This is a genomic window from Ruegeria arenilitoris (assembly GCF_013035315.1).
Lineage (GTDB): Bacteria > Pseudomonadota > Alphaproteobacteria > Rhodobacterales > Rhodobacteraceae > Ruegeria > Ruegeria arenilitoris_D.
Genome location: NZ_WQHP01000002.1, coordinates 424,593 through 439,307, shown reverse-complemented (window position 1 = coordinate 439,307; position 14,715 = coordinate 424,593). Strand labels below are relative to the sequence as shown.

At 57.5% G+C, this 14,715-nt stretch carries 11 protein-coding genes; 5 read left to right on the top strand and 6 right to left on the bottom strand.

Features of this window, described 5'->3' with window-relative positions:
- Position 1: 1 nt before the first annotated feature.
- Both GOV53_RS06740 and GOV53_RS06735 read left to right on the top strand, forming a co-directional pair.
- Positions 2-1,771, top strand: a complete 1,770-nt coding sequence (locus GOV53_RS06740; protein ID WP_170464865.1) for an acyl-CoA dehydrogenase family protein — start codon at positions 2-4, stop codon at positions 1,769-1,771.
- A gap of 166 nt (positions 1,772-1,937) precedes the next feature.
- Positions 1,938-2,450, top strand: coding sequence for a hypothetical protein (locus GOV53_RS06735; protein ID WP_170464864.1), 513 nt, complete (start codon positions 1,938-1,940; stop codon positions 2,448-2,450).
- 40 nt (positions 2,451-2,490) lie between these two features.
- On the opposite strand, the gene GOV53_RS06730 is transcribed toward GOV53_RS06735, so the two are convergent.
- Together GOV53_RS06730 and GOV53_RS06725 are read right to left on the bottom strand one after the other, a co-directional pair.
- The gene (locus tag GOV53_RS06730; protein ID WP_170464863.1) at positions 2,491-4,425 is read right to left on the bottom strand and encodes a RiPP maturation radical SAM C-methyltransferase; all 1,935 of its coding nucleotides are present in this window, start codon (positions 4,423-4,425) and stop codon (positions 2,491-2,493) included.
- A gap of 6 nt (positions 4,426-4,431) precedes the next feature.
- Positions 4,432-4,713: a hypothetical protein gene (locus GOV53_RS06725; RefSeq protein WP_170464862.1), complete on the bottom strand. Its 282-nt coding sequence runs from the start codon at positions 4,711-4,713 to the stop codon at positions 4,432-4,434.
- A 177-nt stretch (positions 4,714-4,890) separates the two neighbouring features.
- Between GOV53_RS06725 and GOV53_RS06720 the strand changes: the two genes are divergently transcribed.
- Complete coding sequence (locus GOV53_RS06720; protein WP_170464861.1) at positions 4,891-7,782, top strand: ATP-binding protein; 2,892 nt, start codon at positions 4,891-4,893, stop codon at positions 7,780-7,782.
- 56 nt (positions 7,783-7,838) lie between these two features.
- Here GOV53_RS06720 and GOV53_RS06715 read toward each other — a convergent pair whose 3' ends face one another.
- The 4 genes from GOV53_RS06715 to GOV53_RS06700 are packed head-to-tail and all read right to left on the bottom strand — an operon-like array spanning position 7,839 to position 12,898.
- Positions 7,839-8,987 (bottom strand): acetyl-CoA acetyltransferase, encoded by a 1,149-nt coding sequence (locus GOV53_RS06715; RefSeq protein WP_170464860.1) that lies wholly within the window; start codon positions 8,985-8,987, stop codon positions 7,839-7,841.
- An 11-nt stretch (positions 8,988-8,998) separates the two neighbouring features.
- On the bottom strand, positions 8,999-9,412 hold the full coding sequence (locus GOV53_RS06710; RefSeq protein WP_170464859.1) for a Zn-ribbon domain-containing OB-fold protein: 414 nt from the start codon (positions 9,410-9,412) through the stop codon (positions 8,999-9,001).
- Between the two features lie 16 nt (positions 9,413-9,428).
- On the bottom strand, positions 9,429-11,057 hold the full coding sequence (locus GOV53_RS06705; protein ID WP_170464858.1) for an acyl-CoA dehydrogenase family protein: 1,629 nt from the start codon (positions 11,055-11,057) through the stop codon (positions 9,429-9,431).
- Positions 11,057-12,898 (bottom strand): feruloyl-CoA synthase, encoded by a 1,842-nt coding sequence (locus tag GOV53_RS06700; protein ID WP_170464857.1) that lies wholly within the window; start codon positions 12,896-12,898, stop codon positions 11,057-11,059. Before GOV53_RS06700 ends, GOV53_RS06705 begins: the two co-directional genes overlap by 1 nt.
- Positions 12,899-13,104: 206 nt before the next feature.
- On the opposite strand from GOV53_RS06700, the gene GOV53_RS06695 reads away from it, so the two are divergent.
- Together GOV53_RS06695 and GOV53_RS06690 are read left to right on the top strand one after the other, a co-directional pair.
- Entirely contained in the window at positions 13,105-13,866 is a 762-nt protein-coding gene (locus GOV53_RS06695) for an SDR family NAD(P)-dependent oxidoreductase (RefSeq protein WP_170423736.1), read from the top strand.
- 9 nt (positions 13,867-13,875) lie between these two features.
- A complete protein-coding gene (locus GOV53_RS06690; RefSeq protein ID WP_170464856.1) occupies positions 13,876-14,646 on the top strand; it encodes a crotonase/enoyl-CoA hydratase family protein in 771 nt (256 codons plus the stop codon).
- Positions 14,647-14,715 lie beyond the last annotated feature (69 nt).

Below are 14,715 nucleotides of genomic sequence, written 5' to 3'. Positions count from 1 at the left end.
CATGGACTATCAACTCCCTCAGCGGGACATAACATTTTTGCTGGACGAGGTTCTTGACCTCGACAAGACCCTTGCCCTTCCAGGGTACGAGCATTGCGACAAGGACACGTTCTTTGCTGTGGTCGATGCCATTAATGGGTTCGTGCGGGACAACCTAGCGACCTGCAACGAAGCGGGCGATAGCCCCGGCGCGCGGCTTGAGGACGGTCAGGTTTATGCCGCCCCCGGCTTTGGCGAGGCTTACAAGGTGTTTTGCGAAGACGGGTGGAACGCGCTGGCATTGGAGGAAGAATATGGTGGACAACAACTGCCGTTTGTCCTGCATGCGGCACTGCGTGAGGGCATGGCGGGCACCAACCTGGCCTTTGCCCTGATCCACGAGTTGAATTTCGGTGTTGTCGAGGCGCTGATGGCCTATGGTTCGGACGAACAGAAGGCCGTCTATTGCCCGCAGCTGACATCCGGAAATTGGGCCGGGACCATGAACCTGACCGAGCCGCATTGCGGCACCGATCTGGGTTTGATCCGTACCAAGGCTGTCCGCAATGAGGACGGATCATATGCCATCACCGGCAACAAGATCTTCATCACCTGGGGCGATCACGACATGTCGGAGAATGTCGCCCACCTGATCCTGGCTCGGGTCGAAGGTGCACAGCCGGGACCACGCGGTTTGTCGCTGTTCTTGGCTCCGAAATACATGCTGGACGCCGATAACAACACGACCGACGAACGCAACACGATCACCATCGCCGGGATCGAGAACAAGATGGGTATCCATGGATCGCCCACCTGCGCAATCTCGTTCGAGGACACCAAAGCCTGGATCGTTGGTGAAGAGGGCAAAGGTCTTGCCGCGATGTTCGTGATGATGAACGCGGCGCGCCTTTCCGTTGGACTGCAGGGATTGGGTGTGGCGGAAGCGGCAGTTCAAACCGCGACGTCTTATGCCCACGAACGCCTTCAGGGCCGCGCGGACGGGGAACCCTTGAATCCGACTGGCCCGGCTGATCCGCTGATTGCCCATGCGGACGTACGCCGTCGTCTATTGACTGCACAAGGCGAAATGGATGTTGGCCGTGCGCTGGCCTATTTCGGTGCAGGTTTGTTGGACGTGGCCCATCGCGCCGAGACCCCTGAGAAGCGCAAGGAAGCAGATGCACGTTTGTCGCTGCTGACTCCGGTGATCAAATCCTATCTGTCCGAAATGGGGTCACGCATGGCGAATGAGGCCGTTCAAATGCACGGCGGCCACGGGTTCATCAAGGATTACGGGGTCGAGCAATTGGTCCGCGATGTCCGGATCACCGAGATTTATGAAGGTACAAGTGCCGTTCAGGCGCGCGATCTGGTGATGCGCAAAGTGCGCGGCGACAATGGGGCCGTCATCAAAGGGTTTATCGCCGATATGCTGGACGAGGCGGGCCGTTTGGACGCGGACCTTGCTGACATCGAGCAGAACCTGCGTGATGCGGCAACCCGTCTTGGGCGCTCGACCGACTGGGTTCTGGGAACAGCTCAAGGCGATGTCCTGTCTGGCGCATGCGACTATCTGGAGATCGTGGCGCTGAGCCTTTCGGCATGGATGTCCGCCCGGATTGCGCGGGTTGCCAAGGCAGCCACCGGTGCGCAATCGCCTGATTATTACTCTGACCGCGTAGATGCGGCGCGCGCCTTTATGGCGCGGGCCTTGCCGCGGGCCGTAAGTCACGAACTGATTATGCAAGCCGGTGAACCCGGTGTTGTATCTCGGGCTGATCGCTGTCTGTAACTCCTCCTCCTTCTACACAGACAGCGGAACGGAAGGGCGTCCCGGAAACCGGGCGCCCTTTTTGCATTCTTTGACTCAAATCAAATTTCAGGGCCAAGCGAGTTGTTAAAGTAAGTGAACGATAAATCACCTAAGGCAAACAGATGAAAACGGCACACTGCGCAAGATGGGCATCGTACCGCGTCCGCGTGAACGGACCGACGGGCGCGATTTCCCGCCGCTCTATGTACCGTTCTCGTGGTCAATGGAAACGGCGAAGTTCTGGGCCAAGGAAGGGGCGAAACTGGTGTCGTTCGTCTCGAAGGACGAATTCATGGACATGACCATGCCGATCTACCTTGAGGAAGCCCATCATCACGGTCACACCGATCTGACCGTTGGCAACACTCTGGTGCTTGGCGGGCACCTGACCATTGGCTCGACCGAAGCGCAAGCCGAACAGCACTATCGCGATTTCGAAGAGCTATTCAATTTCGCGTATAACGCGCCGCCATATCACGTACCGATGGGTCGCGTCTGGAAGGGTACCGTTAATCAGGTCATCGATCAGGTGGGTGCCTTGAAAGAGAAGTACAACACCGAGGAGTTCGTGGTTTGGCACCACGTTGGTTACTTCACGCAGGAAGAAGAGCTTGAGATGCTGGATAACTACGCCAAGGTTATCAAGGCATTCTCGTGACCGAGTTCGGAGATAGGGGCCTTGGCCCCTTTCTTATATTTTAGCAAAATTCGTCGCTGCGTTGAACTGAGAACGCCAGTTCCGGGTGCGATCGGATCACGCTCCATTCCGGCGCACGAGTGAAACCCGGTGTCCTGAGTACCAGTGACAGCACGGCGTCTTCTTCGGAATATAGAAGGTTCAGCTCCAACAGGCGGAGAACTGCATCGCGAACGGCGTCCTGTCCAAAGGTGGCTTCCAACCGGTCCTGCAGTTGGGCGCGGCCGACAATGGTTGGGGCTTGGTCAAGAACTGCGATTTCTGTCGCCGAAAGTTGGTGTTTGTGAGACTGATCGGGATCGCGCGTGTCCACAACGACATCGCCATCCAGATACAGTTCAGCAGTGCTCGCATCGTTTTGCCAGATCGCCAAAGCATCAAGCGTAGGTGCGGCGCGATCCTGGGCCGCCGATTGATCCCCATCTACGATGTCAAAGTGATAGGCGTACTGCGCAAGATCTTCGTTCGGCACGTCGAAGATATAGCCATACGGTTTAGCCGGCCGAACCTGAATGCCATAGGCCTCGGGGTAGTCGAAATAGGGGCTGAACCGGTCCGCCCGAACCGGTCCAATCGACCCCGGGGGTTGCAGGTGGTGCAGGTGCGGGATCAATTTCGCCATCCGGCTGAAACCTTCGGGATCTTCTCCGGGGAAACCATAGAGAAAACACCATTCGACAAAGACGCCCGCCTCAGCACAAAGCTTCAAGGTCTGAATGTTCTGGATGCCGGAAACGCCCTTGCGCATGTGGGCAAGCGTTTTGGTGTCGAAGGTCTCGATTCCGGGTTGAACCTTGCGGACGCCCCCGTTGGCCAGTGACGCAATCACTGCCGGCGACAGGTTTGATTTGACCTCATAATGCATCAGGAACGGGCGTTCGTCCTGCGCCAGTTTGGGGATCAACGTTCTGAGGTACCGGTGGTCCAGAATGTTGTCGACGACGACCAGATCAGGACCGTAAAGATCCGCCAGCTCGCGGAATTCAGCAAAGGCACGCTCGGCCGATTTGCTGCGATAGGTCATCGACTGGCCGTTCAGGCCGCAGAAAGTGCAGTGATGCTTGGCCCCCCACCAACACCCGCGCGAGGTCTCGATTGTCGGCGAAGGCTGGAACAAGTCCGGTAACCCGGGGGTGTTGTGAAACCGGTCAAAAAACGAGGAAAAGTCCGGCACCGGCAACGCGTCCAGATCAGTAACCAGGGGCGCCTTCGCATCCTCAAGGGATCGGGTGTTGTGCGTTTGGGTCAAGATGCCAGGTGTTTCGGGCAGGGCATCGCGAGATTGCAGATTGCTGAGAAACTCGGGGAACGCCTCGTCCCCTTCGCCGATACAAACGGCGTCCAGTTCGGGATGTGCCTGCAGCAGGGTCTGTCCCAGCGGACCCTCGCAATTTGCGCCGCCCATCACGATCACCACATCGTTCGACCGGCGCCTTATGGCTTTGGCGATGGCCAATGACGACATAACCTGTTGGAAAGATGACGTAATACCCACGACGGTTGGATTGTCCCAAAGAATGTCTTCAGCGCAGCGGTCAACGAATTCCTTGGCCGCTTTTCGGGCGGAAATAGCGTCTTGCATGACGGTCAGCCATTCCACACCTGACACGTGGTCCGCCAAAACAGTGGTTAGGTATTCGAATGCAACAGCTTCCTCGCGTGGGTAGATAAGGTCGGTGAACACCCACTCGCCCAAAAGGGCCTGGTAGAACCTGCCGTCAGACAGCAGCGAATACCTGTCCAGCCCGATCACTTCGGCAAAGTCAAAGCTAAAGAACTTTTCGGTCGTCGTCGCTCCCGCCCGTCGGGCCAGTTGCGCCAGTAAGGCCAACCCCAACCCCGGATGCTGGAGCGAGGAAAACGGCATAGATACCAGGCACAGGCGGTGATGGTCCGCGCCTGGGGTGTTGGGCTGGCTTAACGCCGCTTCGCTCATTTCGCGTTAGGCGCAGCGGGGCCGGATTACGCCGTCCGAAGAGTCTTCGTATGCTGATCTGATTTTATCCATTGCGGACCGAACGTCGGAACCGCCTTCCAGAACCTCGCCGATGGATTTCAGCAGGTCACGCGCGTTACCGTCATCTTCGACAGAAATGCCCAGACGTTTAACAACCGTCTCGGGGTCTTGAACAAAAGCTTGCCGGAATGCCTCATCAAGAACGCCTCGCCCGATGATTGTCTGAACATCCTCAAGCGTCAGGCCGTGTTTATGCTTTTCAGTCACGATCATACCTCTTTAAAAATGTATCTTTACGCGTAATTCATTTATTGTGTCGTTTCAACGAATTTGACACGCGAAGTTTAACGGATAACGGCTCGTCCAAACCTGCAACATGCTTTTACGGACTGGCAAAATTCACATTCAAACGGCATACTCATTTCGAAACGGGAACGCGAAAGAATGATAGGCAACGTCCAGATTGAACCGACAGAACGCAAGATGTGTACTGTCATGTTCGTCGATATTGTCAAATCAACCATGATGATTGGCTCGCTGGATCCTGAGGATGCCATTGATCAGGTTGGGCCAGCGATCGAATTGATCATGTCAACCTGCGAGAGTAATGGCGCAACAACCTTGTTTACCGGCGACGGTGCGCTGGCGGTGTTTGGCTCGCCGCAAGCGGACGAAGATCATGCGATCAAAGCCATCGCAAGCGCGCGCAAGATCATTCAGCGGCTTTCTGAGATGGACGGTAAACAACCCGACGTGCGCATTGGTTTGCATTGTGGCGAGTTGTTAGTCGGCCATTTGCAGCACACGTTGGGCGAAGAACAAGCCTTTCTGGGCCCGGTGATGAATATCGCGGGTACGATCGAAAGCCGCGCCCGGCACAATGTTGTGACCGTGTCCGGTGCCGTGATCGAGCATGCGGGTGGGATATTTGAGCATCAGCGCGTTGGAGAGCTTGTCCTCGACAATCTTGCCGAGCCGATCGGTCTGTATGAAATTCAGGCGCGCAAGGATCAGGCCTCTCGCTGGCATTCCCGCGTACGTCGGAGCCGCTCTCCGTTTGTGGGTCGGGCCGGAGAGTTTGAGCAACTGCTAAGCGCATGGAACAGCGCAGTCGGCGGGCGGGGGAATGCCGCGTTGCTGATTGGCACGGCCGGGATCGGTAAATCCAGGTTGCTGCACGAGTTTGCCGACAAGATCCTTCTGGGCCGGTATCAGGCGATTGAATTCAACTGTATCTCATTGGATCAGGATGCCGCGTTCTTGCCGATCACGCGTGCGATCACGTCGCATCTTCAGCATTCGGTCGCTGGGTTGGATGTTTCCCTGGAAGATCAACTGACTGAACTGCTGGGCGATAACTCGGATTTAGACGATGCAACGCATCATGCGCTGATTTCGTTGTTTACTGGTGTTCAGCCTCTAGCCGAACCTAGTGCCGCAGACCCAATGCGCAGAAGACGGCTTTTGGTTGATGCCTTGGCGCGGATCATTCTGGCTTTGGACGCCGGCGATCCACTGTTGTTGATCATCGAGGATCTGCATTGGGCGGACAAGGGCACGCTTGATGTTGTGCACGCCTTGCTGGACCGGGTTTCTTCGACGCGAACGCTGATCCTTCTGACTTCGCGGAATGCCGATTTCGTGTCGACTGATCCGAAACCATTGCTGGAGGTTATCCATGTTTCCCCACTGGAAACTGCTGCCTGCAGGGATCTGATCAGGCTGTTGCTGGACGATGCCGCTGTCAACAAGATGGTTGCGGCGTATATCGAAGACCTCAGTGATCGAACGCCGCTTTTTGTCGAAGAGTTTGTCTATAACATCCGCGAACGGTTGTCCGAAGAGAACTATCTGAACAAATTGCCGGAAATCCTGGAAGACATCGACATACCGGCCCGCGTTCAGCCTCTGATCGCGGCGCGTATCGACGCTTTGGACCCCGAAGACCGCAGGGCCTTGCAAGTCGTGGCCGTTGGCGGCCTGCAATGGAACCATCAGGTTCTTTTGCGCACTTTGAGCGGACAGTTTCAGAATGCACAGGAACGCATTCACAGCCTGATCGAGCAAGGCCTGCTGGAGTTTACTGCAGGTGACAAGTCGCAGACCATCCGGTTCAGCCATGCCTTGATGCAGAAGGTCGGCTATCGCAGCATTCCCCGGTTACGCCGTACCAAACATCATCGCGCGATTTATGAGACCCTGTATGGGGGTGGATACAGCGACAATCTCGACATCATGCAGTCAGTTGCAAGGCATGCGGACGGGGGTGAGTTGTGGTTAGAGGCGGCAAAAGCCTACAACCATTGCGGCCACCTTTCGGTCAAGTTGTTCTCATTCGACGCGGCGGTGTCTTTCTTTGAGCATGCGTTGCGCTGTATCGGAAAGATCCGCCATGAAACGGATGAATTCCACGTGGCCAGGCTGGGATTGAGGTCCCGCCAGGGGTTGCGCGTTTCACTGGTGGCGAGTGGAGATTTTGAACGGATCCTGACCATTTCCCGCGAGGCTGAAGAGCTGTGCCAGAAGATCGGAGACACGGCTGCGCGCATTGCTTCTCAGATTGATCAGGGGATAATGATGACGGTCCTTTCGGACGTGCGAGAGGCTACGCGCGTCTCGCGGTTTGCGTTGGTCAATGCCGAGGCGTGCGGTGATACGAAGTTACAGGCCAAGGCCGCATTCGCCCTTGCACAAGCAGCCTGGTTCAACGGTGATTATATTGGCGCAGTGTCGGCGATCGACCGCCATGTTGATCTGTTTGCCGAAACATTCCGAACCGAGGATATTGGAACTACGGGGTCGATCTCGGTTTTGGGTCTGGCGACACGGGCCAATGCGCACAGCATGGCGGGACGTTTCGAAGCCGCCGAGGACGATATCAATACGTCGCTCGCGGTCGCCGAGGAAACCGGAAAGGCCTACGACCTTTGTTTCGCGCTGGTGGCCAGGGGCATAAAGTGCTGCATACAAAGTAGGTTGGACAGCGGTATCGCGGCGCTTCGGAAAGCGCTGCGAACTGCAGAGTATGCAGGGCTGGATGTACTGTGTTGTTTCGCTGCCGCGCCGCTGGCCCGCATGTTGGCTCAAAAACACGAGTTCACTGAAGCCAGGACCATTCTCAACAAAGGTCTTTCTCTGGCTCAGCTCATGAAAATGGACGCGTTCGAAGCCTGGCTGTTGACGGCTGAGTTGCAGGTTCTGCTGGAAGAAGGCCGCCGTCTGGAGGCCGAAGAGCTATCGGTTGACCTGTTGGATTTGTGCAGCCGCAACGGCTATTTCGGGTTCCGGGAAGAGCTAAAGGCAATCATGAAATCGCCCAGCTACACTCGTCACTAAGGAACGACACATCGTTGAATGACTGAGGGGCAATCGCCCCTCAATCCTTGTTTTCTTTACAGCGCGGCTTCGCTACCCAAGACGGTGGTGAATTCGTTCGAGAATGTGCCGCCGTTGCCATGGGCAATCGCGATGTTCACGTCTTCGATCTGGCGGTCGCCGCCGTCGCCCCGGATTTGGGTCGCGGCCTCGATCAGGCAGAATAACCCGTACATGCCGGGGTGCACACAGCTGAGACCGCCGCCATTGGTGTTCACCGGCAACGATCCGCCCGGCGCGATGTTGCCGTCGGCCACAAATGCACCAGCTTCGCCCTTTTTCACAAAACCCATGTCCTCAAGGAACAACAGAGTATTGATGGTGAAGGCGTCGTACAGCTCGACCACGTCCACATCTTTTGTGGTAATCCCGGCCATTTCGAACGCCCGTTTTGAGCTTTCGGCGGCGCAGGTCGTTGTCAGGACAGGGGCCTGGCTGATTTCGCGATGGGAAATGGCATTGCCGCCACCCAGGAAATAGGCGGGCTTCTCCTGATAGTCTTTTGCGCGATCCGCCGAGGTCACGATGATCGCAGCGCCGCCATCTGACATCAGGCAGCAGTCCAGAACAGCCAGCGGATCCGCGACCTTAGGCGAATTCAGGTACTCTTCCATCGTCAGCTCAGACCGCATGGTGGCATCTGGGTTCAGCTGCGCCCATTTCCGGGCCGAGATTGCAACGTGGCCAAAATGCTCTTTGGGTACGTTGAACTCGTGCATGTAACGCTGCGCGGTGAAGGCATAGCCCGGCACTGGAACCATCGGCTCATAGGCACGTTCCCATTGCGGGGTTTCGATCAGGCCGTTGAGATCGCGAGCGGATTTTGCGTTCGAGCCATAGCAGATCAGCACGTTATTACACAGGCCTGCCTGAATCGCCATGGTCGCCTCGACAAGGTAGGACATGAAGGACGAGCCGCCCACCATATCTGAGTTGGCCCATGTCGGTTTGATCCCCAGATACTCGGCAATCGAGAGGGTAGGGAAGAAGTGATAGAACGTCCCACCGCAAACACCGTCGATCTCGGACAGGTCCATTCCGGCATCGGACAGCGCGTTCTGCGTGGCCTTGGCGATCAGTTCCATGGGCGACGTGTTGGGCGTTTTCCCCAGACCCCAATAGCCTTTGCCGACGATTGCTGATTTGCCGCGAAGTGCGTGTGCCATGTTTGGTCTCCTTATTCCGCGGGCTTGAAGAATACGGCGGGTTCGCCGGATTTTGCGTTGGGGCCAAAGTCAGGGGTCATGACAACGGCCTGCACTTTCATACCGATGGTGATCGCCTCGTTGTCCACGTCGACGATCCGGCTGAACATCCGGGGCCCTTCGTCGAGGTCGATCAGAACGTTATTGATGTCACCGCCGAACTTCTCGGGGCGTCGAATGATGGTCGATGCATACACCGTGCCTTTGCCGCTGGCTTCGACCCATTCCAGATCATCGGCGCCGGTGGTGGGTGACAGGACCCGAGGATAAAAGTTGTATTCGCCCGTCGTTTTGGACCGTTGGATCAGGAACTTCCCAGCGGTCAGACCGGCGCGAAACGCCGCGTCGGCCTGTGGGCTGGGTTCGGGGATGGTAAAGTCGGTCATTTGTGGTCCTTGGTTTTCAGGCGGCAAAGATTGCCGCGGAATGTGTGGGTTCAGGATTGAGAATGCGGTGGCGCAGCAATCCGGCCTCTGGCAGGATGCGGGATCGGACATGGGCTGCAGCCGCGCGCAGCAATTCGGGTTGCGGTGCGGCGTCTGCCGCAGCTTCCATATCGGCCCAGACACGGCCGAAATAGACCAGCCCGGTCAGACGTATGTAGTCGGCGACCGAGGGGCCAATATCCGAGGAACCCTGCATCGCAATGGTGGCAGCCTTCCAGGCGTCAATCGCATCGGCGAGCTCCATCGAGCTGGGCCCGTTTGCAACGAGCTCGGCAAACGCCTCGGCTGCCGCGCCACCATTGGCGCGGATCGCGCGACGGGCAATGCCGTTTGCAAGGACGCCATTCGTACCTTCGTAGATCGCCATGATGCGACTGTCGCGCATGATCTGTTCGACCCGGTACTCTTTGCAGAACCCATAGCCGCCGTGGATTTGCACCGCCTGGCTTGAAGCTACATTCACCGCGTCCGTCGCAAAGGCCTTGCAGGTGGGCGTCAGAATATCCAACAGAGCTTGATCGGCCCCCAGCTCCATATCCACGAATGTGCGATAGACCATTGCCCGGCAGCCCATTGTGTGGGCGTAAATATCCAGCAGCATACGCTGTACATCCCCATGTTCGGTGATCAGAGCGGTCCCTTCGGCTGTCGTGCCTTGTCGCCGACCGGTCGCATGTGTCCGAGCGCGTTGAAACGCGATGTCCATCTGACCCACGGCCTGCAGGGCGACGTCCAGCCGCTCGGCGTTCATCATGGTGAAAATTGCGGCAAGGCCTTTGCCTTCTTCGCCCAGCAATTCGCCCCGCGCATTGTCAAAAGCCATCTGGCATGTGGGTGAGGCATGCATGCCCATCTTGTCTTCGATGCGCACGGTCTGGACCGTGTTACGTTTCCCGTCCGGCAAAACGGCTGGGCAGGCAAACAGGCTCAGACCTCGCACCCCCGGAGCCGCACCGGGCGCGCGCGCCAGTACCAGATGCAGAATGTTTTCCGTATAGTCGTGATCACCACCGGAAATAAAAATCTTGGTGCCGCTCAGCGCATACCCGTCGCCGTCCGGTGTGGCTATGGTTTTGATGCGCCCCAGATCCGAGCCCGCGTCCGGCTCGGTCAGGCACATGGTCGCCAGCCATTCGCCCGACACCAACGGCGGCAGTAGCCGCGCCTTTTGATCGTCACTGCCCGATGCGCTGATCGTCCGGATACAACCCTGCGCTAAACTCAATACCATTTCGTACGAGATACACGCGCCCGCCAACATGTCCGCCAAAACCGCGCCCAGAATATGGGGCAGGTCTTGGCCGCCATAGGGTTCAGGCGCGCACAGCCCCGGCCACCCCGCGCCGGAATAGCGTCGATACGCAGCCACCATTTCTGGCGGCATACGAACACGGCCGTTCTCGAGCCGCGCGCCCTGATCTTCGCCGATCATGTCCAATGGCGCGATTTCGGCGTTGATAAATCGAGCGAGGGCTGGGATCACGGCCTCAGCCAGATCATCGCTCCAATCGGGCAGGCGGTCAGGACGGCCGATATGCTTCAGGACAAACGCAATTTCGGCCTCAGAGGCGGTGTAGTCGATCATCAGGATGCCTTTCCGGACAAAATAACGTCTTCGGTCCCGGCATAAAGCTGAAGGACCGCGTCAGCCCGCAGCTCCAACGCGAGGCGCTGATTGATATAGCCTTTGTCGGTGATCTCATTTTTTTCGACCGACGGCGCGTTGCGTTCGATGCGCACACGTTTCACGCGCGTGGCGCTGCCAATCTGCTCTGCGTTATAGGTGGCCAGCTTTTCGGCGATAAAGGTCCGTACTGCGGGATCATTTGCATAGCCTGCCAGCGTATCGTCCCGTCCTGTCAGTGCCTTGCACTCATCAGCGTTCAGAAACAACAATGCGCCGATCTCGGTTCGGTCGTGCCCTGTGATGACCGCATCCGAAGCGATGGGGCTGAGGGTTTGCAACAGGTTCACGCGCAGATTGCCGACTGCGACCCAGGTTCCGGTCATCAGTTTGAAATTCTCGGAAATCCGCCCGTCGAACACGATACCTTTGGACGGATCGTCCGGGTCTTGCAGCCGTCCGGCGTCGCCGGTCAGAAAGTAACCCTCTTCGTCGAAGGCCTCGGCCGTTTTTTCAGGATTGTTCAGGTAGCCTGTCGTGACATGAGGCCCGCGCACCCGCATTTCCAGCTTGCCACCATTGGGCAAAAATTTGATTTCAGACCCCGGTCCTGGCACGCCGATCACGCCGGCCTTGTCGATGGGGAAATGGACACACGTGGCCATCATCGCCTCGGTCAGGCCCCAGGCGCTGACAAACGGGATTTTCCCACCGCGTTCCTGAAGGCCCAGGTGTTCAAGGCCTTCCCAAAGATGGTCCGGCAGCCCGGCGCCTGAGAAAAAGATCAGGTCCAGCCGCTTGAAGAACGCGCTGCGCAAGGCTGCATCCTCGCGCAGGGCGGGCAGCAACATGTCAAAGCCGCGCGGCACGTTGAAAAACAGAGACGGCGATACGTCGCGCACGTTACGGATCGTTTTTTCGATCTCGCCCGGTACAGGTTTGCCGTCGTCGATGTAGAAACTGCCGCCGTTGCGCAACATCATGTTAAAATTGAAGTTGCCGCCGAACGTATGGTTCCACGGTAGCCAGTCCACGATGACCGGTGGTGCACTTTCCAGAAATGGCCAGATTTTCACCACGGCCTCTTGCGTGGCAAGCATCATGGCCTGCGTAACGATGACCCCTTTGGGCATCCCAGTAGATCCCGAGGCGAACAGGACCTTGGCGTTCGTGTCGTTGTTGACGGTTGCTCTTGCCTGATCTACAGCGTTGACCGCTGTGGATTGCAGAGCTTGGTCAAAGGTTTGCGCGCCGTTATCAGACAGTAGTTCGATGTCTTCCGAGGCCAGATAGTCAAAGGCCCGCGCGTAGGCTGAGGCATCATCGGCATAAGCCATCCCGGGGTTGGTCGTCTTGACGATATGGCGCAGTTTCGCCAGCGACTCGTCGAACAGAGAGTAAGGAACTGAAACCGGCACAACCGGAATACCCACATGCATGGCCGCGAGCATGAGCAATCCGTGCCGCACCGAATTACCTGACAGAATCAGCAGTGGACGGTCCTTGTTCAACCCTTTGCTCAGCAAAAAGGCGGCCAAGGCCTTGGTCTGTGCCAGGGTTTCTGAATAGGTCACGCTGACCCAGCGATCATCGGCTCCGCGCTCGGCCAAAAACAGTCGGTCCGGTGCGTCTATGGCCCATCGTTCCAAATATTCGGACAAACAGCCCACGTTCATGTCCAGCGGATAAGAGCTGCGCAGAACGAATGCACCATCGCCCAGGTCTTCGCGAAGCACACTGGCTGGCGCGAACTTGGGCGAGCGTGACAAGGTCGTCTCGCTTTGCTGGGCTGAACTGCTCATTTTCCTCTCCCTGTCATCCGGCCAATTTGTCTGCGGCGCGATGCGAATTGCAAAAACAGGCTACCCAATTAATTGTTAGTATGCAAATGTATTATTGATCGTTCACTAAAGGTAAGCCAAAGGGGTAAGGCGCAACACGAGATGCCGCAAGATCATCGCTTGATTTCGTTGCGTCATTGCGCTGTGGCCAGACAGGGAGACAACACATGAGAATTGAAAACGCGTCCGCAATTGTGACCGGTGGTGCCTCGGGGCTGGGCTTGGCCACGGCAGAGTTTCTTTCCGCTCAAGGCGCAAAAGTGGCTCTTTTTGATTTGCCGGGTGACAAGCTGCAAGAGGCGGCCACGCGTCTTGGGGCCGTCGCTGCCCCCTGCGATGTGACCAGCGAGGAAGAGGTGCAAAAGGCATTGGAGACGGCGACTGCGGCCAATGGTTTGCCGCGAATCTTGGTGAACTGTGCCGGCGTCACCCATGGAGAAAGGATTGTTGGGCGTAACGGTCCGGCTTCGTTGGAGGGGTTCGCGCGGACGGTGCAAATCAACCTGATCGGCACCTTCAACGTGATGCGCCTTGCAGCCGAACGGATCATGCAGAACGACCCGCTGGAAGACAATGAGCGTGGAATCATCATCAACACCGCCTCTGCGGCAGCGTTCGAAGGGCAGATCGGGCAGGCGGCCTATTCGGCCTCAAAAGGGGGCGTGGCCAGCCTGACCTTGCCCGCAGCGCGGGAATTCGCCCGCTCGGGCGTGCGGGTCATGGCCATTGCCCCGGGCATATTTTCTACGCCCATGATGGATTTGCTGCCGCAAGAAATTCAGGACAGTCTTGGGGCCAAGGTGCCCTTTCCGTCCCGTCTTGGACAGCCCGCCGAATTTGCACGGCTGGCAGGGCATATGATCGAAAACACAATGCTGAACGGAGAATGCGTGCGTCTGGATGGCGCGATCCGTCTGGAACCCAAGTAAGGCTAGGCAATGGAATACACACATATAAGTACGGAAATCGACGGTGCGATCGGCGTCCTGACACTGGACCGACCTGCCAAGTTCAATGCGATCAATCACGGGCTCCTGTTCGAGATCGAGCACTATTTCGACACCCTTCCTGATGAGATCGGCGCGGTGGTGATCCGTAGTTCTGGTCAGCATTTTTGCGCCGGACTGGACCTGTTGGAGCACTCGATGCGGGATGCCGCTGGGGCGATGCACGAATGCCGCCTGTGGCACCGGATTTTTGACAAGATCGAATACGGCCGGGTTCCGGTTGTGGCCGCAATGAACGGCGGTGTGCTGGGCGGCGGGATGGAGCTGGCGATGACCGCTCATATCCGGGTCTCGCAGCAGGATACGTTCTATGAGCTGCCAGAAGGCCGCCGTGCAATCTTTGTCGGTGGTGGAGCAACCGTTCGCGTTGGGCGGATCATCGGAGCCAGCCGGATGATGGAGATGATGCTAACCGGTCGCCGCTATGGCGCGGACGAAGGGTTGCAGCTGGGACTGGCGCATTATGTCGAGCCGGACGGAACCGTGTTCGACAAGGCGATGGAACTGGCCAAGCGAGTGACAGAGAATGCGCCGCTGTCCAATTACATGATGATGCAGGCGATTACGCGCATCAACGACATGTCCGCCAGCGATGGGTTCTTTACCGAAAGCCTTGCGGCGGCGATTGCCCAATCCTCTCCCGAAGCGCGGGCCGGGATGGAGGCATTTCTGAACAAGACGGGAAAGCGGGACAATCAGTAAGTCCCGAGACACGCGGGATCCGGTGTGAGAGCATTTCACCGGATCCCGGTGTCGGGCCGGGGCAGAGCC

What these genes read in the sequence shown, in the direction of transcription:
- GOV53_RS06715 (WP_170464860.1), bottom strand. Translation starts at nt 8,987, where the DNA reads ATGGCACACGCACTTCGCGGCAAATCAGCAATCGTCGGCAAAGGCTAT.
- GOV53_RS06730 (WP_170464863.1), bottom strand. Translation starts at nt 4,425, where the DNA reads ATGAGCGAAGCGGCGTTAAGCCAGCCCAACACCCCAGGCGCGGACCAT.
- GOV53_RS06695 (WP_170423736.1), top strand. Translation starts at nt 13,105, where the DNA reads ATGAGAATTGAAAACGCGTCCGCAATTGTGACCGGTGGTGCCTCGGGG.
- GOV53_RS06700 (WP_170464857.1), bottom strand. Translation starts at nt 12,898, where the DNA reads ATGAGCAGTTCAGCCCAGCAAAGCGAGACGACCTTGTCACGCTCGCCC.
- GOV53_RS06740 (WP_170464865.1), top strand. Translation starts at nt 2, where the DNA reads ATGGACTATCAACTCCCTCAGCGGGACATAACATTTTTGCTGGACGAG.
- GOV53_RS06690 (WP_170464856.1), top strand. Translation starts at nt 13,876, where the DNA reads ATGGAATACACACATATAAGTACGGAAATCGACGGTGCGATCGGCGTC.
- GOV53_RS06735 (WP_170464864.1), top strand. Translation starts at nt 1,938, where the DNA reads ATGGGCATCGTACCGCGTCCGCGTGAACGGACCGACGGGCGCGATTTC.
- GOV53_RS06720 (WP_170464861.1), top strand. Translation starts at nt 4,891, where the DNA reads ATGATAGGCAACGTCCAGATTGAACCGACAGAACGCAAGATGTGTACT.
- GOV53_RS06705 (WP_170464858.1), bottom strand. Translation starts at nt 11,057, where the DNA reads ATGATCGACTACACCGCCTCTGAGGCCGAAATTGCGTTTGTCCTGAAG.
- GOV53_RS06710 (WP_170464859.1), bottom strand. Translation starts at nt 9,412, where the DNA reads ATGACCGACTTTACCATCCCCGAACCCAGCCCACAGGCCGACGCGGCG.